We start from the raw sequence: 20,098 nt of genomic DNA, 5'->3' as shown, positions 1-20,098 counted from the left end.
CGGCTTAGGGCCAATCTATTCCTAGGGGCGCTCCCGGCTCACTGGTGAGCAGACCGCCCTCTGCACAAGGGATCCGCGATGGACTGTGACATCGAGCTGGAAATTGATACCGGCTCCGCACGCGGTGAATATACGGTGCACGTGGTCCGTGCCCCGGCGGGAGGCCACGCTTCGGGCCGCTTCAGCCTGGACGTGGATGGCATCCTGGACCGGCTCCCCCAGCTTGAAGCTACCGTGCTTGCTTCAGCTGTTGCCGCCCGCCGGACGATGCCCGTGGCCGAAATGGCTGTGCGCGAGGTTGGCCAGGAGCTCTTCCAAGCGCTGTTCACCCGCGAGGTCTACGGCACGTACCGGGCCAGCCTGGGTGCTGCCCAACACTCCGGCCAACAACTGAGGGTCGTCCTGAGGCTGGCGGCTCCGGAGCTGGCCACCATGCCCTGGGAGACGCTGTTTGATCCGGAAACAGAAACGTACCTCTGCCAGACCGAACCCCTGCTTCGGCACGTCCCCGCCCCGGACTACAACCTGAACCCTTTGGATGTGGCGCCTCCCCTGCGCATCCTGGGGATCGTGGCCTCGCCCAGGGACCTGCCCACCTTGGACGTGGACGCGGAGAAGGACCACCTGGGCCGGGCTCTCGCTGGTCCCGTCTCCGAGGGCCGGGTGGAGCTGATCTGGGCGAAAAGCGGAACCTGGGATGATGTGCAATCCATGCTGCTCGCCGGGCCTTGGCACGTGGTCCATTTTGTGGGACACGGCGATTACGATTCCCGCACCGACGAAGGCCGCATCGCGTTGGTCGGGCCGGATGGCAGGGCGGCGATGGTCCGCGCAGTCCGGCTCATGGCCCTGCTCAGCGTGGCCGCGCCCAGACCCCGGCTGGTGGTGCTGAATTCGTGTTCCTCCGGCGAGATGGGCCAGTCGGACCTCTTTTCCGGCACCGCGTCGGCGTTGGTCAGGAGCGGAATCGGAGCCGTGGCCGCGATGCAGTTCGCCATCAGCGACTACGCCGCCATCGCCTTCGCCCACGGCTTCTACGCCGCTATCGCGAACGGCCGCACCGTGGACGAAGCTGCGCGGGTCGGCAGGATTTCCGTCATGGCCAGCCCCGACGGCACGCTCGAATGGGTCACCCCGGCCCTCTACGTCCGCGGCGGCACCACCCAACTGTTCACGCTGAAGGGAGCACCCCGCGCCCCGGGTGCCGTTGCAGGCACAGCTTCACCTGGAAGCACGACGGCGGCGGCACCCGCGGGCGGGCGGGCTGCGGGTTCGACGCCGGTCACCCCGGTGGGCGGTCAGGCGGCAGTCCCGGCGGGAGTCCCAGCGGGAGTCCCAGCGGGAGTCCCAGCGGGAGTTGCCCCCACCGACGCGATCACCGCCCAGGCCCTGAAGCGCGCACAATTGCGTGCACTCTATGTTCAAGCATCCGCGGAGCTGCGGGCCCGACGATTCGAGCAGGCCGTGGAGCTGTTCGAAGACCTCCTGACGCTGGAGCCCGGATACCGGGACGCCATTGCGTTGAAGGACAGGGCCCGGCACCGGCTGGAGCTGGCCACAACGTATCGCGCAGCCCTCGAGGCCGAGGAAACAGGAGATTGGTTGGCTGCGGCAGATGGCTTTGCCGTGGTCCAGGACGACCCCGAATACCCGGAAGCCGCCACCCGAAGGCAGGACTGCGAACACCGCCAGCGGATCTCGGATCTGGAGGGTGAGCTGCGCTATCACTCGTCGTTGGGGTCATGGCAAGCAGTCCTGGACGTATCGGCGGAATTGGCAACGCTGGACCCCCGCGCCGCTGACCCCGATGGACTCGCTGCTGCCGCACGTGCAGAGATCGAGAAGGCCAGGCCTAAAGAGCCACCGCCTGTTGAGGCGCCTGAGGAGGACACGCCCCATGGCTCGTACACAGCGACGGATCCACCGATCCGTCCGGCCCTCAACCCAACCCCGGACGAAACCAAAGCCGAGGCACCCGCCGGCGTCCCGGCGTCGAACGCTGGCGTTCCGGCGTCGAAGACCGGCGTCCCGGCGTCGAACGCTGGCGTTCCGGCGTCGAAGACCAGTGTCCCGGAGTCGAACGCTGGCCTTTCAGCACCCGCACCCATAGGCGGGCCGGTGCCGCCGCGGTGGACGCCTCTGATGTGGGGCGGCGCCGCACTGATCGTGGCCGGCGGGCTGGGAGCGTGCTTCGCGGTGTACTTCCTGTGGCTGGACGACAACTATTGGTACGAGAGCGGCGGGGACGCCTCCCTCCGTGTCGTCTACGGCCTGGCGGCACCGCTTGGATACCTTTTGCTGGCGGTCGCTGGCCTACCGGACCGTACTGCCATGGGACGGGCAGCCATGGCGGGCGTGATTGTTTCAGGGGCAGTCTTTGGGCTCTCGGGCCTCAACTACACGGTGGAACTGACTGCGGTGGTTGCCAGCTTCGTGCACGCGGGCTTCGGCTTGTGGGCCGGGATCCTGGCCCTCCGATCCCGGAAATCCGAACCGTTCGGTTGGCTGCTGCTGTGGCCGACTGTGACTGTTCCGTTGGTCTGGGTTCAGGACAAAGGAGTGTTCCTTGAGTCCTGGTACCGGACGCACGCCTACTTCGCCTTGATACAGCTTGTGGTTGTGTGCGCTGCCGGGATCGGTTTCGTGGTGGCGGCCCGACGCGCGCGCGGGCCGGCGGAGAAGGGACAGGAACGTGAGCAGGCTGGTTGAATTCACTACCGACGACGGCAGCACGGTAGTTGTTGAGGTCGCGAGCGCGGCGGGGAGCCTGGTGACCAGGGGTGGCGATCACGTGGGGGACCATTCGGGGGTTTTCGCGCGGGCCCAGCAGACGTTCGAACGGGCGCTGGCACATGTGCGTCCAGCGGTTCAGGGGGTGATCGATGAACTCCTGAGCCTGGAGAACCGTCCGGATGAGGTGAGCGTGGAATTCGGCATCGATCTCCATGCGGAAGCCGGCGCGTTCATTGCCTCGGCGAGCACGGCGTCCAACTTCAAGGTCCGGCTCACATGGAACAAACCCGCTGAGCCCAAGTAGCTCGAATCAGTGTGGTCCTTCCCAAAGATTGGGAGCACCACTCATGCCACTCGGTTGGGCTCCAAACAGCCTGTTCTTTGGTTCCCCCCGGCGCAACAATAAGGGTATGGCTGCGGAAAATTTCAGCGGACCGATTCCCTTGGTGGTGGGGGTTCTTCCTGACCAGCATGTGGAGGTACTCCAAACTGCCCGGACCCTGGCTGAGCGACTCGGCGTGCCGTTGGTGTGCGCCTATGTGGACGAGGCCAGTTACCTCGTGGAATGGGACCCCTCCCGGGAGACGCACCGGATGTCCCTCCATCCGGAGAAGGACGATGCCGACGTCGAGGCAGTGCGGGGTGGCCTCGGCAGGACGATTGCGGAGGCGATGGACGGCGGCTCGGCAGAGTGGACCCTGCGTCTGCTGGCCGGCGACCCGGCGCGGGCACTCGGCAGGCTCGCCGCGGACATCAATGCCTCCATGATCATCGTGGGGACCCCGGAGCCCGGATTGGGGCACCGGATATCAGAGGCCCTGAACGGCTCTGTCGCCGCGTGGTTGAGCCATCATCAACGCCGTCCAGTGCTGATTGTGCCCCAGGAAAAGCGGCCGGAAGCTGCCCATAAAAACTAAAGCGAAAGTACTTATTCGAGGTGGTGGCAAAGGGCTCCGACGCAACGTAGAGTAATTACTGCAGGTTGGCGAAAGCCCCTGCTCAAAGGCTGCTCCGGAGTGCGTATCCCCCAATAACGCACTCCGGAGCTCTTTGTTTTAACCAGCCTTTCGGGCGCGTGCCGCCATCGCCTTCTTTCACGCAGAAACGGCCCCGACACACCTTCTACAAGGCGTGTCGGGGCCGTTTCGACGTCAAAGTGGGTGGTGGCGGTCCGGGCTCAAACAGATAAGCACGACGCCGGCACCCGGGTTGGGTGCCTTCGGCTCACCGGACGAAGGTGTACAGCAGTGCCGCCATTCCGAAGCCCACAACGGAGAGCACCGTTTCCAGCACGGTCCAGGTCTTCAGGGTGTCCTTGACTGACATGTTGAAGTACTTGGAGATGATCCAAAAGCCGCCGTCGTTGACGTGGCTGGCGATGATGGAACCCGAGGAAATGGCCACCACAATCAGTGCGAGCTGCGGCTGCGAGTACCCTGAGGCCAGGCTCGGGGCGAGGATGCCACCGGTGGTCACAATGGCGACCGTTGCGGAGCCTTGGGCGATGCGCATGCCTGCACTGATCACGAATGCGGACAGGATAATCGGCAGGCCCGCCTGGGCCAGTGAATCCGCCACGGCCTTGCCAACGCCTGTGGCGGACAGGACTGCTCCGAAGAACGCGCCGGCGCCAACCACCAGCAGGATCATGCCCACCGGGCGCAGCGAGGATCCGGTGATTTCGCTGAGTTCGGCGGAGGTCATTCCGCGGCGGATGCCCAGGAGCCACATCGCCAACAGCACAGCAACGGTTAGCGCGATGGCCGGGTTGCCGAAGAACTGGAGCACGTCCCGGAAAGCCCCGGGCGGGGCGAAGATGTTGCCGAACGTACCACCGAGGATGAGGATCATGGGCAGGCCGATAGCCAGCAGCACCAGTCCGATGGACGGCTCGTTGCCCTTGGCCTGGTCCGATTCGGCGACGATCCGGTCCTCCGGAACGGAAACCATGACGCGCTTGCCAATCCAGGTGCCCCACAAGATACCTGAGGCGAACCAGGCGGGGATGCCGCACACCAAGCCCATGAGGATGATCCAGCCAAGATCGACGTGGAACAAACCGGCCGCGGCAACGGGCCCCGGGTGGGGAGGCAGGAAGGCGTGCGTCACCGAGAGGCCGGCCAGCAACGGCAGCGCATAGAGTGCCAGGGACTTGCCGCCACGGATCGCGGCAACGTACACCAGCGGTGCCAGGACAAAGATGCCGATGTCGAAGAACACCGGGATACCCAGCACGAAGCCGGTGATGCCCATGGCCAGCGGGGTGCCCTTCTCACCGAAGATCTTCACCAGCCTGCCGAGCAGCACTTCAGCACCGCCGGACCGCTCGAGGATGGCACCCAAAACCGTGCCGAGGCCGATGATCACGGTGATGTGGCCCAGGATGCCGGCGAAGCCCTTTTCAATGAGGGCGTCGCTGCTCTTGGTGGCTGAACCGACCAGGGCTTCCACCGAGATCCCGCCGACCAAAGCCACGATCACACCGGTTCCCACCAGGGCGATGAACGGTTCTAGCTTGACCTTGATGATCAGGAACAACAGCAGCGCGATGCCCGCGCCTGCCAGGAGGAGCAGGCCGGCGGTATCGTGCCGCAGCCATTCAAGGAATTCATTCATGACGAGAGTCTTTCTGGGTAAGTCCTACTTGAGGGTGCCGGTGAAGGCGGCGGCACGGGCCGCGATGTCTGCCCAGTTCCCTGCAGCGACTGCTGCGGGCGGGACGACGCTGGTGCCGCAACAGACTGCGGCAGCACCGGCGTCGAGGTAGCTCTTGGCGTTGGAGGCGTCGATGCCTCCCGAAGGCAGCAGGCGGACTCCCGGATACGGGCCCTGCAGGTCCTTCAGATACACCGGGCCGAGCTGCCGGGCGGGGAAAATCTTGACGGCCGCGGACCCCAGGTCCAGGGCCTGCGCCACCTCGGTTGGCGTCATGGCACCGAGGCTGAACGGGATGCCTGCGGCGACTGCGACGGCGGCGACTTCGGGCCTGAGGCCCGGCGTCACCAGAAATTGCGCACCGGCGTCGATCGCTGCACGCGCCTGGTCAGCGGTCATGACCGTACCGATTCCGACGGCGGCACCGTGCTCCGCCGCCGTCTCCGCAGCACGCTGTACATGCTTGAGCACATCCGGGGTGGTGAACGTCAGTTCGACGCTCCGGATGCCACCGTCGGCCAGTGCCCGGCACAGATCCGCGGCGTCGGTGATGGACGGGGCGCGGACGACGGCAAGCGTGCGGTCGGCTTCGAGCTGTTCGAGGAATTGTTCAGGTGTCATTGTTGTCCTTCTCGGGTGAGGCCGTCGCTGCTGCGACGCAGGGCACGGCCGGCGCGCGCCCCGGTGGCTTGGCCGGCGTCGATCGCTGCCGTGCCGTTGACGAAGACATACTGGATACCGCTGGCGGCTTGGCGGGGGTTCTCGAAAGTGGCTTCGTCCCGGATGGTTTCCGGATCAAAAAGCACGACGTCGGCCGCGTAGCCTTCGCGGACCAGTCCCCTGTTGTGGAGCTTGAGTCGTGCGGCAGGCCGGCCACTGAGGTGATGGACCATGTCCTCGAGGCTCAGCAGTCCGAGATCGCGGGAGTAGTGGCCGAGGTAGCGCGGGAACGTACCCCAGGCGCGGGGGTGTGGCTTGGCGCCAACCAGGAGTCCGTCGCTGCCGCCGGTGTGGGTGCGGTGCTTCATGATGGCCTGCACGTTTTCCTCGTGGCCCACATGCTGGAGGATTCCGGTGCCCAGGCGGTCTTCCGTGAGGATCTGTGCGAAGACGTCAAAGGGCTCCTGCTCCGTTGCCGAGGCGATGTCCCTGATGGTCTCGCCCACGTAGCCGGCGAGCGCCGGGTTCTGCACCCCGCTGATTTCCAGGGTGTCCCACTCGGCAACTACACCGTGGCAGCCGTCGGAGCCGTAGATCTCCACGGCTTCCCGGATTCTGGCCCGTGTTTCGGGGTCGGCCAGCCGGGCCAGGGTGGCGTCCGTCCCGCCGGAGGAGGCCCAACTCGGCAGGATCGCGGAGAGCGTGGTGGCCCCGGGGAGGTAGGGGTAGGTGTCCAGGGTGATGTCCACTCCCTGGTCCAGGGCTTCATCGATCAGGTCCAGGAGCTCCCCTGCACGGCCTTTGTTCTCCGCGAAGTTCATGGTGGCGTGGGAAAGATGCAACGCGCAGCCGGTGTCGCGGCTCAAGCTGATCATCTCGGCGTAGGCGTCCAATGCACCCTTGCCGTAGGAGCGGTGGTGCGGCGCGTAGAAGCCACCCAGTTCCCCGACCGTTCGGCAGAGTCCTGCGAGTTCCTCGGTCTGCGCGTACATGCCCGGCGTGTAGGTCAGGCCCGAGGACATACCCACGGCACCTTCCTCCATCGCTGTCCGGATGACGTCCTGCATCTGCAGCTGTTGCTCCGGCGTGGGGTCGCCCTCGGCGAAGCCCATGACCATGGCCCGGACTGTTCCCTGCGGGACGAGGTAGGCGGCGTTGGTGGCGATCCGGCCACCGTCTTCTTCGGTGTCGAGCCGATCCAGGTACTCCCCCACGGTCCGCCAGTTCCAGTCGAAACCGGCCGGGTTGTCGTTCCAACCGGCGATTTTCTCCCGGACACCGGCCAGGGTGGCATCGTCCACTGGTGCGTAGGACAGTCCGTCCTGGCCCAGGAGTTCGGTGGTGACGCCCTGGCTGAGCTTGGCGTAGTGGTCCCTGTCCACCAGCAACTGAAGGTCCGAGTGCGCGTGCATGTCGATGAAACCGGGGCTCAGGACCAGTCCGGTCGCGTCAATGTCACGCTGGGCGCCGGTTTCGGCTGCGGTGAGCGTACCGGCGTCGACGACGGCGGCAATCACCGTTCCGTCCAGCAGGACGTCCGCCTGGCGGCGGTCCGCCCCGGTTCCGTCCACCAAGGTGGCGTTGCTGATGAGGGTCTTCATGGCGGGTCCTAGAAGAAGGTATGGATGAGGTCGACGACGGTCTGGTCGCCATTGGTCTGGGCCGGGCCTGTGTCAGCCAGAACGGGGATGACGGTCCACTTGTCGAACGCGGTGCACGGGTGGGACAGGCCCAGGCGGACGACGTCGCCGGGGCGGACGGTGGTGGTGTTGGCGTCGAAGGTCATGAAGGAATGCTGGTCATTCACCGAGGTGATTTCTGCGCCAACCAGGGGTTCCATGGCGCCACCAAGCACGCATCCTATGAGCTGCGGCTCGGGCAGCCCTTCGTCAAACGGGAGGTCGCGCTTGCCGGCGTCGAGGATGGCCAAGCCCGGCTCTGTCTGCGAAACGACCCGCGCCCAGCCGTACATTCCGGCCGTGAACGGCTGGTCGCCTTCGCGGGAAAACGGCGAGATTCCGCGGTAGAAACCGTCGTCATGGATGATGTAGGCGCCGCTGCGGATCATGAGGTCCACGCTGATGGAATCAGACGCAGTTCGCCCAGCCTTGGGCGCTTTCCTGATGCAGGGGGACAGGACAGTCACAACGTCGTCGAAGTAGGCGCTGCCACCGGCCGTGATGATCACGGAGCCGGAACCGTACAGGCCCTCGGCGAGCAACTGCTCGTGGAGCAGCCGCATCTGGGCGAGGTAGCCGCGAACGGCGGCCAGGCCGGCGTCGTCCGCTGTGTGCGCGAGCGAGCCCTCATAGCCGCTGACGCCCACCAAGCGCAGGTTGGGCGAGGCGGAGATCGCGCGGGCAACATCCATGGCAGCGTCAACACCACGGGCGCCGGTCCGGCCGCCGTGCGCTCCGAGCTCCACCAGGACATCCAGCACGGCGTCGCTGCCGGCGAGGGTTCGGTTGATGACATCCACAGTTCCCAGGGAGTCGATCCACGACACGATGGTGGTGTCCGCGGGCTGATCGGCTACCCACTGGATCGCGTGTGGATCCGTCAGGCTGTTGGCGAGCTGCAGGTTGCGTACGCCAAACCCGCGGGCCACGCGAAGCTGTGCGAAGTTGGCCAGCGTGATGCCCCAAGCGCCCCGGTTGAGCTGCTCGGTCCACAGCTGGGGCGACATGGTGGTCTTGCCGTGGGGCGCGAGCAGGACACCGCGTTCCTTGCACCACTCGGCGAGGCGGTCAGCGTTGGCCCGCAGCGCAGTGGCATCGAGGGTGAGGAGCGGCGTCTGGAGGTCGGCCAGCGTGTGCTTGGCGGCGAGGAAGTCCGCGTGGGTGGTTCCGGTCCCGGACCCGGGCACGGCTTTATGCCGCCAGTCGAGACGTCGGTCAGCCAGGCCTGCCACGGCGGATGCCGAGATGGCTTCGGAAGTGTTCACGCGTTTGGTTCCCTTCGCGGTGCTGCGTTCTTGAAGCTGCGTTGTGGGGTTGTTGGGCAATTATGGCTTACGTTGCGTATTTTGCAACGCTGGTTGCAAAGCTGCTGGTGATATGTCTAACATGGTGGCGGATCGAGAGTCAAGGCCGCTGAGAAGCGCGCGAACTAATGGGAGAACGATGCTTTCAGCTGTATGCGTGGGCGAAACCATGGCCATGCTTACCCCTGTCCACGCCGTCCCCCTGCACTTGGCAACCGAGCTCCACTGCGGGATCGGCGGCGCAGAGTCCAACGTCGCCATGGGCCTGGCAGCCATGGGCCTGGACACTCACTGGGTCAGCCGCGTGGGCCATGACGGCTTCGGCAGGCGCATCCTGGAGGAACTGCAGGATCACAACGTCGGGGTGTCAGGCGTGGAAGTGGACGGGTCCCTGCCCACCGGGCTCTACGTCAAGGTCCCCGCCCAGGAAACAGACCCCGACGGCGGAAGCTCGGTTTTGTACTACCGGCAAGGATCCGCGGCCTCCGCGATGGGACCGGACACGCTCTCCAACCCCGCCGTTTCATCGCTGCTGGAAAACGCTGCCTTGATCCACCTGAGCGGGATTACCGCTGCCCTCTCCCCCGAGTGCCTTTCGTTGCTGGAAGCCATCCTGACCGCGCCGCGGAACGGCCGGACCATCAGTTTCGACGTCAACTGGCGCGAAGCCCTCTGGGAAGGCCAGGACCGCGCTGTCCTGCAGCGGTTGGCGAACCTCGCCGACGTCGTGCTGGTTGGCAAAGACGAAGCCGAACACGCCTTCGGCACCACCGACGAAGCCGAACTCCGCCGCCTGATGCCGGACCCGGAAGTGCTGGTCATCAAGAACGAGGCGATCAGCGCCATCGCACTGACGCGTGGCACGGCAGACTCACGTGGCACCCGGGAAGAGGTTCCCGCACTGTCCGTCTCCGTCGTCGAGCCTGTTGGTGCCGGCGACTCTTTTGCCGCCGGTTACCTCAGCGGCATGCTGTTCGGGCTCGGCCACAAAGAGAGCCTCCGCCGCGGCCATGTGGCCGCTGCATGCACCCTGACCGTCCACGGTGACCGCGGTCCGCTGCCCGACGCCGCCGAGCTCGCGGCCATCCTCGATTCTTCGGATGAGGCGTGGGCTGCTATCCATGTTGAAGACGGACAATTCAACACCAGAACCGGAGCGTGACACCGTGAGCCAGAGCCTCATGCGGGCCATCGACCTGCTCGGCGAACTCGCCGCCAAACCCGCAACCCTGGACGAGCTCGCCTCCAAGGCCGCCGTGCACAAGACCACTGTGATGCGCCTGCTGCACGCCATGGAGGAAAAGCGCTTCGTGGTACGGGACGAGGAACAACGGTTCATGCTCGGTTCCAAACTCTTTGAACTGTCCTCACTGGCCCTGGAACAGCGCGACATCCGCAAGGTGGCGCATCCCCATTTGGCCGAACTCAATGGCCGCACCGGACACACCGTGCACCTCGCAGCCTTCGAAGGGAACGAGGTGGTGTACATCGACAAGTTCGAATCGCACCACCCGGTCCGCATGTACTCGCGCATCGGCCTGACAGCATCGCTGCACTCGGCCGCTGTGTCCAAAGTCCTCCTCGCCGACATGCCGCGCAGCCGGCAGGAAAAGATCGCCGCGGGGTTGGACTACGTCAAAGTTACCGAGAACACCCTGACCTCGCCGGAGGCCTTGCTGGCCGAACTCGAGCAGGTCAAGGAACAAGGCTGGGCCCACGACAACGCCGAGCACGAAGCCTTTGTGCACTGCATCGCGGCCCCCATCCGCGACGCCAGCGGCGCCGTTGTAGCCGCAGCCTCTTGTTCGGTACCGGTAGTGATGCTCAGCTATGAAGGCTTGCTTGAGCTGCTGCCCGACCTCAAAGCCAGCACCGAGGCCGTCTCCACCGACCTCGGCTGGATCAGCCACGAAAGGAACTCAGCATGAGTGAAAAGACCGTAGTACTGACCGAAAACGCCCCCGCCCCGGCGCACGTATTCTCCCAGGGCATCAAGAAGGGCGGCATGTTCCAGGTTTCCGGCCAGGGACCCATGGACCCCGCCACCAACCAGTACATCGGAGAGGGCGACGTCCGCGTCCAGACCCGTCGCACGCTGGAAAACGTGAAGGCCATCCTGGAAGCCGGCGGATCATCCGTTGAGGATGTCCTCATGTTCCGCGTCTACCTCACCACCCGCGACGACTTCGCCGCCATGAACGAGGTCTACGGAGAGTTCATCCGCGAGAACGTCCCCAGCGGTCAGCTGCCGAGCCGCACTACGGTCTTTGTTGATCTCCCGCACGAGGTCATGCTGGTCGAGATCGACGCTTTGGCTGTGACTGCGTAACCCTCGCCGCGCAGCTCCCTTCGCGCCACGCCAACGGGCTGGCGACATCCCATCACCGGGTGTCGCCAGCCCGTTGTCGCACCCCCTCTCACCTCCGGCCCCCACATGGGCGACCCTCTCTCACCTCCAGCCCCCACATGGGCGACCCTCTCTCACCTCCAGCCCCCACATGGGCGACCCTCTCTCACTTGCTCAAAGAAAGCCCGACGCCGGCACCCGGTTGAGTGCCGGCGTCGAGCCTTGCGGGCTGGTTGGCTGTAGCCGGCCTACTTTTGGAAACGCAACTTCCACGGGGTGAGGGCGGACTCCATTTGTTCGCGAAGATTCATCTTCGATGCACCTTCCACGCGTTCTTCAAAGTGGATGGGCACCTCCATGATTTTTAGGTTCTTCTGCGCCGCCCGATGGTTCATCTCAACCTGGAACGAGTAGCCGTCGCTTCCAATTGACGCCACATCGATCTGCTTGAGCGCTGCGGCTGTCCAAGCTTTGAACCCCGCTGTTGCATCTTTGACCCTCAACCCCAGAATTGCAGCGACGTAGAAGTTTGCCCAAGCGGACAGTGCCTTGCGATGCCACGGCCATTCTGTAGCCGTTGAGCCGCCGGCAACATACCGTGACCCGATAACAAGCGCCGCTTCAGAGGTTCGGATCCGATCCAGCATCGTGGGGATGGCCGAAACGGGGTGGGAAAGATCTGCGTCCATTTGAATAACAACATCCGAAGACTCCTCCAAGGCCCGGGTCATTCCTGCCACATAGGCCCTGCCCAGCCCGTCCTTTTCCTGACGATGCAGGACGGTGACAGCGCCAAAGGAGTCTGCTGCCAGTTGGTCCGCCACCGCCCCGGTTCCATCAGGGGAGTTGTCATCAACCACAAGGACCTTGAGATTCGCAATCCCAAGTGAGTTGAGTTGTGCGACAAGAACGGGCAGATTTTCCCGCTCATTGTAGGTAGGCACGACAACAGTGATTTTCGGATTATCAATAGTCAAAACGTGGGTCCCCAATTCGGTTTCGGATCTGGCTCTGCCGGGGCGCTCTTGTGCACACGGCGGGCCAAGTCAGTCTATTTACTCCACGCAGCCATGTACCTCCCCCCACTTTGAATGTCACATCGCGCCGACACGCCGCAAACGACAGCGTGTCGCAGGCGAACGCGCCTCAAAGAAGGTCAGGAAGGCACACGCCGGTTGACCAGCTCCGGTGGAAGGGCGGGAACGCGTTGGCGCTTCGCGTAGACCCTGGCCCTTTGGCTGGACAGGGCCAGCAGGACCAGAATGTCGGTTGCCAGGCCGGAGAGACCAGCTTCCAACGTGATGTTCGCGCTGCCAGTGGAGTAATCAACGGCCTGCACCAGGATGGAGATGGAGCTCAGGGCCATCGCGATCACACGGGCCCCGTTGCTGCCCAGGAAAATCCGCCACGCGAGGAATACCTCACCCAGCCCGAAGACCAACACCACCAGCCCCATCAAGGTAACGACCGCCGTCGTGGTCTGTGGGTCCAAACCTTCGCCATCGGTGGTGATATCCGAGACGAGGTCGGGCGACGTGAAAAGTGTGACGGCAAGGACGAAAGCCGCGATGGATCTCGCCACTACCAACGCGGCACCCATGATGATGGGCGCGGGCCGCCTGTCGCGGCTGTCCGTCTGTCCGGGTGCCTGGTGGACGGGTTCGGGGACGTTCCGGGCATCGACAATGGGAAGGTCGCCGTCGGTGGAGATGGAATCCCCGCCGCCGTTGCGCGAGTGGTACCCGGTGGAGAAGTCTTTGATGACCTGCACTGCAACAGCCGGCTCCGCCGTGGAAACAGAATGCACGATGTGGTCCCGTTCAACGTCCGTGTTCTGCTCGATCTTGTGCGTGATCTGGAGAGTAAACAGGGAGAAGCCGACACTGCGGTCGTAGGTTCCGGCAGCAAGCCAATCCACCTTGTGGCCCCCAGGAAGAAGCCACCCTTCCGGGCAGCGCCAGAAACGGACATGGTGGCGTTTGCCCGGGTTGTTGTCCACTTCCTGCTGATACGCGAAGTCCTGCTGCCGGTCGAAAAGGTACAGCGGACTGACAGGAGCCTCGGAGTAGCTCCGCCGGAAAATCGTTGAGCTGATGATGCGCCGGCTGCTGGCGAAAGTGACGTCGTCGGCCTTGGTCCATTCGGCCGACTCCATCATGGCGTGGATTTGGGGCTCGTCGCCCAGCAAGGCGACGTTGACCGGGTCACCCAGGAGCCCGTCGCTGGTCCGTGCCCGACCAATGAAATAGCCCGGCACGTAGATGGTGGTCAGGATCCGATGAAGCCGTGGGAGGAGCAGATAGGCAAGGAATGCCCAGAACACCACGTAGAACCACACCTGCCCCCACCCCAGCTGGAAGCTCTCACCCACCAACAGGAAGGCGAGCCATACCGCCGCGGCGCCGCCCAGGACAAAGAAAGCATGGTCGAGCCGGGTGTCGGTTACCCCTTTGTTGGCTGCCTTGAACATGGATGCTCCCCCTTGCCCCTTAAGCTTCAGGGCTGCGGCGGCTGTTGTACATGGTTTTAGTTGATCGGGGGTTGGCGGAACGAACCCAGCGACCCGCTGAGCTGGAGCTCGTGGTGTTGGACCAGCCATTCCAACGACTCGTGAATGGCGCGTTCCGGCTCATACCGCGGCACAAACCCCAGCAATGATTTGGCCTTCTCGATGCTGACGCAGTGGTTCCGCGACAAGTGGGCCCAGCTCGTATCCGCGTGTTCGGGTGTTGTGGTCTGGCGGAAGTTGTCCCACCCCACAGATTCAAAGTGTGGTTCCTGACCGAACCATGAAGCGGCGATTTCGGCGTAGCCGCGAACGGACAGGGCGGTGGGAGCAACAATGTTGAAGTCTTCGCCTGCCGCCGCGTCGCGTCCCTGAATGGCTTTCTCGAAGGCTTGGGCGAGGTCGTCCGCGTGGACGTGATGCATGAGTTCCGTACCGCTGCCGGGCATAGGCACAGTTGTACCCGCGGAGACTTTCTCCCAGACGCTGGGGTCGAAATTCCCCAGGGGGCCCACGGGGTGCCATCCCGGACCAACGATGTGCCCGGGATGCAAGGATGTGGTGACGAGGCCCCCGGAGGCGGTCTCATCCTTCAGCATCCGGGCAATGTCGCGCTTCTGGATGCCGTATTCATCCAGGGGCTCCGCAGTCGAGTCCGACCCCTCTGAGATGGGCAGCTTCCGGCTGGCACCGTAACGCCAGATGGACCCACAATGCAGCAGATGCCCCACCTCGCCGCGCAGCCGGTCCACCAACGCCGTGGCGGAGTCGAGCGTGAAGCACACCAGGTCAACAACGACGTCGGCACCCAGGTCTGCGATCCGGTCTCCGAAAGTGGCCTCCCGGTCCTCCTGCGCGCGGTCCGCGGTGACTTGGTGGACCTGCTGCCACTCAGGTGTGTCGACATACGGCCTGCGTGCCCCGCGGCTGACGTTCACCACCTCGTGACCGCCGCGCACCAGTCTGGGGACGAGGAACGAACCGATATGGCCACTGCCGCCGATGACAACGATTTTCATGGTTCTCCGATCCTGTTGGCTTCCGGCAAGAATAGCGTGGCAGCAGATGCGGGTAGCTGAAACAGTCTGGATGCTTCGGCGGCCCTTCTAGCACGCAGTGGGTTCTCCGAAGGGCAACGAGCTCCCGGCAATGAGCCAAGCCGCACCGTCCCAGTGCATTGAGTATCGGATCTTCCAGTTGGAACACGTTTGGCCGTTCCTGCCGTGGGCTGCGTCCTGGATGGTCTGCAGGATGACCTCGGCGTTGAGGTCATCGGCCGAAGAGGTTCCTGAGACGTTGATGATCTCGGCTTTTGTCCAGTAGGAGGACCCCAGGTCCGCGCTCCATTTGGCAGTGTCTCCGAAGGTCGCTTGCAGCTCCGGGGTAAAGAGTTTGAATGCAGCAGCGTAAGCACCCTGGTTGATGGCTTGACCGTGCAGAATCAGGGTTTGCCCTATGTTGCGCGCCTGGTCGTGGTTTGCTGAGACGGTGAGTGGGAAGAACCCGGAGCCTGGCGCTGGAGCGTTGCCGCAGTCTTTGAAGTCCACCGGTGCGGATCGGGACGTCCATTCCTTGACGGCGGCCGCAACACGGGGCGCGGTTACTGCGTAGGCGATGCCTTCCGCCCTCATGTTGTCGTCAAACTCGATGGTGACGACGACGCCGGCTACCTGCCCATCTTGGGTGATCAGTGGTCCCCCACTGTTCCCGTGGTTGACTGCGGTGTCCGTTTGGATCAGGTTTTCAAGGACCCGGCTTCCAGTGTCTTGTTTGGCATCGAGGGCGCTGACCGTCCCCCTGGTGAAGGTAAAGGGACGGCCCAAGGGGAACCCCAGGGCTGCAACGTCGGTCGCGACGGGAGGTTCACTGGTACGCAGCTGAAACTGATGACCTTGAACTGGGCTGTCGGTTTTGACCAGTGCAATATCAGCCATGTCATTCTTGCCGACAACCGTGGCGTTTACTGTAGTCCGGCCAAAAGCGATGCTGATAGCGGACGCGTCCCGGACAACGTGCGCTGCAGTTACCACCAGATCCGGTCCGATAAGGAACCCCGTGCCTGTGGCGCCGGCTTCACACCTGGTGACATAGAACTGCCCCACACCCGGCTGTACCTGGGCTACTACCTCAGGCCAAGTGCTCACTGCAGGGGCGGCGCTTGTACTTGTCCCGCTGGTAGGACCCGCGCTGTCGGGCGGCGCGCTTTCAGCGGTCGGAGGGGTTTGTTCGCTGGTTGGGGGCGGGGAAGCCGGCGGGGATGTCTGCGGTGATGGACCCGACCCGGTTGTACAACCTGTAGCCCACAAACACAGGCTCAAGGTCGTCACAACCACGCAACGGATGAAAGGGCTTGGTTTGCTGCTCATCAACTACCTCCCGACGCTGAGAATGGAACAGTGGCCTGAGCGATCTGCCGTAGTGGTTCGCTCCTGCAACTGCCTGCAAAAAAGAGTCGGGTAAGCCGCCGTCTAAAAAGGTTTGATCACGGAGGGAAACGGGAGACCTTCCCCATGATTCAAACCAACGGCCGTTTACTCGACTCGTGTACCCAGCAATCACATCGTAACCCCGCAAGACCGGACCATTCGGAACCGCTTCCCCAGGGCGCGTCAAACCGCACGACTCACTTCTCCCCGAGGTCGACAAACAGCTGCCAAGGATGCTTAGCATGATTACGCCGGGTGCGCCCGGGTGCGTGACCTCTTGAATGACCCCTCGGAAGGTCGTCGCAACAACGGCGACCACGTAAAGGAGAATGCTGTGCGGGAGCCTGTAGTCAACGAGAGCGCGGCAGAAGTCGGCGCTGATCCAGCCGAAACACAGGAAGAAGCCCAGGAAGAACCGCAGGAATCCGAGGAAACGGCGACAGAGTCACCCGAGATCACGTTTGACGAGCAGTTCTACCCCGCCCGTCCCAAAGCGCTGAGGCCCATTGCCCGCCGTCGGCAGTTCTTCGCGGCCCGCCCGTCGCTGGAGTTCGACGGATTGAACTCCACCTACGTTGATTGGCTGCGGAATCAGTCCATGCTGGGCGACGCAAACACCATGGCCCGGCAGCTTTCCGGCCAGGCGAGCATGTGGCAGAACTCCTATGCCCGGCCCAACCCCCGGGCGGCTGTGGAACGCGCACCCGTCTGGTTTACGGCGTATCCCCTCTCCTTCATCACCAAGGACGGCCAGTCCTTCCTCTCGGCTCTGGGTGATCCCGAACTGTGGGATGCGTTCAGCCAGATCGGAATCCGCGGGCTGCACACCGGTCCCGTGAAGCTGGCAGGCGGCATCCGGGGTTGGTCGCAGACCCCCAGCGTCGACGGGCACTTTGACCGCATCAGCATGGCGATCGACCCTGCCTTCGGTACCGAGGAAGAGTTCCGTCAAATGTGCGAAGTCGCCGTGGACCACGGCGGCACGATCATCGACGACATCGTGCCGGGACACACCGGCAAGGGTGCTGACTTCCGCTTGGCCGAGATGAACTTCCGGGACTACCCCGGCATCTATCACATGGTGGACATTCCCGAGGAGGACTGGCACCTGCTCCCGGACGTTCCGGAGAACGAGGACTCCGTGAACATCAGCCCGGAGGCGGAGAAGGCCCTCCAGCAGGCCGGGTACATCATTGGCCGGCTCCAGCGGGTGATCTTCTACGAACCCGGCGTCAAGGAAACCAACTGGAGCGCCACCAAGCCGATCATCGACACCACCGGCAAGAAACGCCGCTGGGTGTACCTGCACTACTTCAAGGCCGGTCAGCCGTCCATCAACTGGCTGGACCCGACATTCGCCGGCATGCGGCTGGTGGTGGGCGATGCGCTTCACTCACTGCTGGACCTGGGAACCGGCGCGTTGCGGCTGGACGCCAACGGCTTCCTTGGCGTCGAAAAGAGCGCAGAGGAAGAGCCGGGCTGGTCCGAAGGACACCCCCTGTCCGAGGCGGCAAACCAGCTGATCGGTTCCATGATCCGCAAGGTGGGCGGGTTCTCCTTCCAAGAGCTGAACCTGACCATCGATGACATCAAGACCCAGTCGGAGTCGGGCCCGGACCTGTCCTACGACTTCATTACCCGCCCCGCCTACCATTACGCCTTTGTCACCGGTGATACCGAGTTCCTTCGCCTGACCCTGCGCCTTTCCATGGAGATCGGAGTCGATCAGGCGTCGCTCGTCCACGCGCTCCAGAACCACGACGAACTGACGTACGAGCTGCTCCACTTCGCCGCGGGTCACAGGGACGAGGTGTTCGAGCTCGGCGGCGAGGAATTGACCGGCGCCGAGGTGGCCGAGAAGGTCCAGGAAACCATGCGCGAGCGCCTCACGGGTGAGAACGGCCCGTACAACGCGGTGTTCACCACCAACGGCATTGCCTGCACCACGGTCAGCTTCCTCATGGCTGCCCTGGGCGTCAAGGATCCGGACGCCATCACCGAGGAGCAGGAAGCCCAGGTGCTGGATGCCCACGTCCTGCTGTCCATGTACAACGCGCTCCAGCCGGGCGTCTTCGCGCTGTCCGGCTGGGACCTTACGGGCATCACGGCCCTGGACCGCGAAACGGTCAAGGAACTCACGTCGCAGGGCGACACCCGCTGGATCAACCGCGGAGCCCACGACCTCATGGGCACCAGCCCGGATGCGAAGACCTCCTTGGCCGGGATGGCCCGGGCGCGGAGCCTCTACGGCGCCCTGCCCGAGCAGCTCAAGGATCCGCACTCCTACGCGCGGCGCCTCCAGCAGATCCTCACCGTTCGGGAGGAGTCGGGCATTGCCACCAGCACACTGCTGGACGTCCCGGATGTCTCCAACCGGGGATTGCTGGTGATGGTCAACCAGCTCGCCGATGGTGCGATTCAGGTGACCGTGCTGAACTTCTCGGACCAGGACATCGCGGGCAGCATCCAGTCCTCGCACTTGGTGCCCGGCGCAACGGTCCACGATTTGTTCAGTGGCGAAGACGTCGGCCAGGTCGATGATCTCGGGAGTTTCTTCCTCGAGCTCCGCCCGTTCCAGGGCACGGCACTCCTGCTGAAGGACCCGGTGGAGGACGAGGTCACCGAATAGAAAGCACGACGCCGGCACTCACGTTGGGTGCCGGCGTCGGGTCTTCCAGGGCTGGCTGGCTCAGTCGCCGACGGCGTCGCGGCCGCGGCGGAGGATGAGCGGATCGGCGTCGTAAACGACCGAGGTGTCCTTATCCTCGTAGTCGAACTGGTTCAGGAAGTACCTCATCGCGTTGATGCGGGCGCGCTTCTTGTCGTTGGACTTGATGGTGATCCACGGGGCGTGGTCGGAGTCCGTGTGCAGGAATGTTTGTTCCTTGGCGTCCGTGTACTCTTCCCAGCGGTCCAAGGATGCCAGGTCCATGGGCGAGAGTTTCCACCGACGGACGGGATCAATCTGGCGGATCGCGAAGCGGGTCCGCTGCTCCTGCCGGGTTACGGAAAACCAGAACTTGGTCACATGGATTCCTGCATCCACCAGCATCTTTTCGAAGACCGGCGCCTGACCCATGAAGGTGTCGTACTCGTCTTCCGTGCAGAAGCCCATGACGCGTTCAACATTGGCGCGGTTGTACCAGGACCGGTCGAACATGACGATTTCACCAGCGGTGGGAAGGTGCTGGACGTAGCGCTGGAAATACCATTGGCCCTGCTCGCGGTCAGAGGGCTTTGCGAGCGCTACGGTCCGTGCGGAGCGGGGATCCAGGTGCTCTGTGAAGCGCTTGATGGTGCCGCCCTTGCCGGCGGCATCCCTGCCTTCGAAGACGATGACGTGCTTGAGTCCGCGGTCCTGGCCCCAGTACTGGAACTTCAGCAGTTCGATCTGCAGGCGGTACTTCTCGATCTCGTACTCGTCGCGGGTCATGCGTTGCTGGTACGGATAATCCTCGTTCCACGTTTCCACTGCCGATCCACCGGGATCGATCAGGTCCGGGTCCTCGCCCTGCCCGCCACTGATGGTGTAGCCCAGTTCCACCAGGTGGTCGATGGTCTCCCGCAGGTTGTCCCTGACCCACCAATGGTCCAGCGATGCAGCGAGTGGGTTTGCCTCCGTCATGCGGTCCTCCTGGTCAGCCGGTAGTGCGCGGCAGCCTAACAGGGCCGGGTGACGGGAAGGTGAACGGGTCCTAGGGGGTTACCACCGGCAGCGACGTCCATCTCAGATCATTGGGAGTAGTTAAAAGCCTGCCGGCCCGCGACGAGGCCGCGCGCGGCGCCCG

General features: G+C 64.0%; 16 protein-coding genes. 7 read left to right on the top strand and 9 right to left on the bottom strand.

Features of this window, described 5'->3' with window-relative positions:
• The first annotated feature begins 78 nt into the window (after positions 1-78).
• The 3 genes from QF015_RS18935 (at position 79) to QF015_RS18925 (ending at position 3,650) form a co-directional block, all read left to right on the top strand.
• Positions 79-2,709, top strand: coding sequence for a CHAT domain-containing protein (locus tag QF015_RS18935; protein ID WP_429390425.1), 2,631 nt, complete (start codon positions 79-81; stop codon positions 2,707-2,709).
• Complete coding sequence (locus QF015_RS18930; RefSeq protein ID WP_429390424.1) at positions 2,693-3,037, top strand: CU044_2847 family protein; 345 nt, start codon at positions 2,693-2,695, stop codon at positions 3,035-3,037. Before QF015_RS18935 ends, QF015_RS18930 begins: the two co-directional genes overlap by 17 nt.
• A gap of 106 nt (positions 3,038-3,143) precedes the next feature.
• Positions 3,144-3,650: a universal stress protein gene (locus QF015_RS18925; protein ID WP_429390423.1), complete on the top strand. Its 507-nt coding sequence runs from the start codon at positions 3,144-3,146 to the stop codon at positions 3,648-3,650.
• Between the two features lie 307 nt (positions 3,651-3,957).
• Here QF015_RS18925 and QF015_RS18920 read toward each other — a convergent pair whose 3' ends face one another.
• The 4 genes from QF015_RS18920 to QF015_RS18905 are packed head-to-tail and all read right to left on the bottom strand — an operon-like array spanning position 3,958 to position 8,992.
• Positions 3,958-5,349 (bottom strand): GntP family permease, encoded by a 1,392-nt coding sequence (locus QF015_RS18920; RefSeq protein ID WP_310207875.1) that lies wholly within the window; start codon positions 5,347-5,349, stop codon positions 3,958-3,960.
• A gap of 24 nt (positions 5,350-5,373) precedes the next feature.
• On the bottom strand, positions 5,374-6,009 hold the full coding sequence (locus tag QF015_RS18915) for a bifunctional 4-hydroxy-2-oxoglutarate aldolase/2-dehydro-3-deoxy-phosphogluconate aldolase (RefSeq protein ID WP_310207877.1): 636 nt from the start codon (positions 6,007-6,009) through the stop codon (positions 5,374-5,376).
• Positions 6,006-7,649 carry an N-acyl-D-amino-acid deacylase family protein gene (locus QF015_RS18910; protein ID WP_429390422.1) on the bottom strand — a complete coding sequence of 548 codons (1,644 nt, stop codon included), beginning with the start codon at positions 7,647-7,649 and terminating at the stop codon, positions 6,006-6,008. The genes QF015_RS18915 and QF015_RS18910 overlap by 4 nt, the downstream gene beginning before the upstream one ends.
• 8 nt (positions 7,650-7,657) lie before the next feature.
• Positions 7,658-8,992, bottom strand: a complete 1,335-nt coding sequence (locus QF015_RS18905; protein WP_429390421.1) for an alanine racemase — start codon at positions 8,990-8,992, stop codon at positions 7,658-7,660.
• A 178-nt stretch (positions 8,993-9,170) separates the two neighbouring features.
• Here QF015_RS18905 and QF015_RS18900 point away from each other — a divergent pair, with 178 nt between their 5' ends.
• Genes QF015_RS18900 through QF015_RS18890 form a run of 3 tightly spaced genes read left to right on the top strand, consistent with a single transcriptional unit; the run spans position 9,171 to position 11,360 of the window.
• Complete coding sequence (locus QF015_RS18900; protein ID WP_310207886.1) at positions 9,171-10,193, top strand: sugar kinase; 1,023 nt, start codon at positions 9,171-9,173, stop codon at positions 10,191-10,193.
• Positions 10,153-10,959, top strand: coding sequence for an IclR family transcriptional regulator (locus tag QF015_RS18895; RefSeq protein WP_429390420.1), 807 nt, complete (start codon positions 10,153-10,155; stop codon positions 10,957-10,959). Before QF015_RS18900 ends, QF015_RS18895 begins: the two co-directional genes overlap by 41 nt.
• Positions 10,956-11,360, top strand: a complete 405-nt coding sequence (locus QF015_RS18890; RefSeq protein ID WP_017197328.1) for a RidA family protein — start codon at positions 10,956-10,958, stop codon at positions 11,358-11,360. The genes QF015_RS18895 and QF015_RS18890 overlap by 4 nt, the downstream gene beginning before the upstream one ends.
• 266 nt (positions 11,361-11,626) lie before the next feature.
• Here the strand turns inward: QF015_RS18890 and QF015_RS18885 are convergent, their stop codons facing one another.
• From QF015_RS18885 to QF015_RS18870, 4 genes are all read right to left on the bottom strand, one after another.
• Positions 11,627-12,370: a polyprenol monophosphomannose synthase gene (locus QF015_RS18885; RefSeq protein WP_429390419.1), complete on the bottom strand. Its 744-nt coding sequence runs from the start codon at positions 12,368-12,370 to the stop codon at positions 11,627-11,629.
• A gap of 164 nt (positions 12,371-12,534) precedes the next feature.
• Positions 12,535-13,848 carry an LssY C-terminal domain-containing protein gene (locus QF015_RS18880; RefSeq protein WP_310207897.1) on the bottom strand — a complete coding sequence of 438 codons (1,314 nt, stop codon included), beginning with the start codon at positions 13,846-13,848 and terminating at the stop codon, positions 12,535-12,537.
• A gap of 56 nt (positions 13,849-13,904) precedes the next feature.
• On the bottom strand, positions 13,905-14,903 hold the full coding sequence (locus QF015_RS18875) for an NAD-dependent epimerase/dehydratase family protein (RefSeq protein ID WP_429390418.1): 999 nt from the start codon (positions 14,901-14,903) through the stop codon (positions 13,905-13,907).
• Positions 14,904-14,990: 87 nt separating this feature from the next.
• Positions 14,991-16,028, bottom strand: a complete 1,038-nt coding sequence (locus QF015_RS18870) for a S1C family serine protease (protein ID WP_429390417.1) — start codon at positions 16,026-16,028, stop codon at positions 14,991-14,993.
• A gap of 616 nt (positions 16,029-16,644) precedes the next feature.
• On the opposite strand from QF015_RS18870, the gene treS reads away from it, so the two are divergent.
• Positions 16,645-18,939: a maltose alpha-D-glucosyltransferase gene (gene treS / locus QF015_RS18865; RefSeq protein WP_429390416.1), complete on the top strand. Its 2,295-nt coding sequence runs from the start codon at positions 16,645-16,647 to the stop codon at positions 18,937-18,939.
• A gap of 60 nt (positions 18,940-18,999) precedes the next feature.
• On the opposite strand, the gene ppk2 is transcribed toward treS, so the two are convergent.
• Positions 19,000-19,935 (bottom strand): polyphosphate kinase 2, encoded by a 936-nt coding sequence (gene ppk2 / locus QF015_RS18860; protein WP_429390415.1) that lies wholly within the window; start codon positions 19,933-19,935, stop codon positions 19,000-19,002.
• Positions 19,936-20,098: the final 163 nt, after the last annotated feature.

The sequence above is a fragment of the Paenarthrobacter sp. TE4293 genome (assembly GCF_050435325.1).
In the GTDB taxonomy this organism is placed as follows: domain Bacteria; phylum Actinomycetota; class Actinomycetes; order Actinomycetales; family Micrococcaceae; genus Arthrobacter; species Arthrobacter nitroguajacolicus_C.
This window is presented reverse-complemented; position numbering and strand designations above follow the sequence as displayed.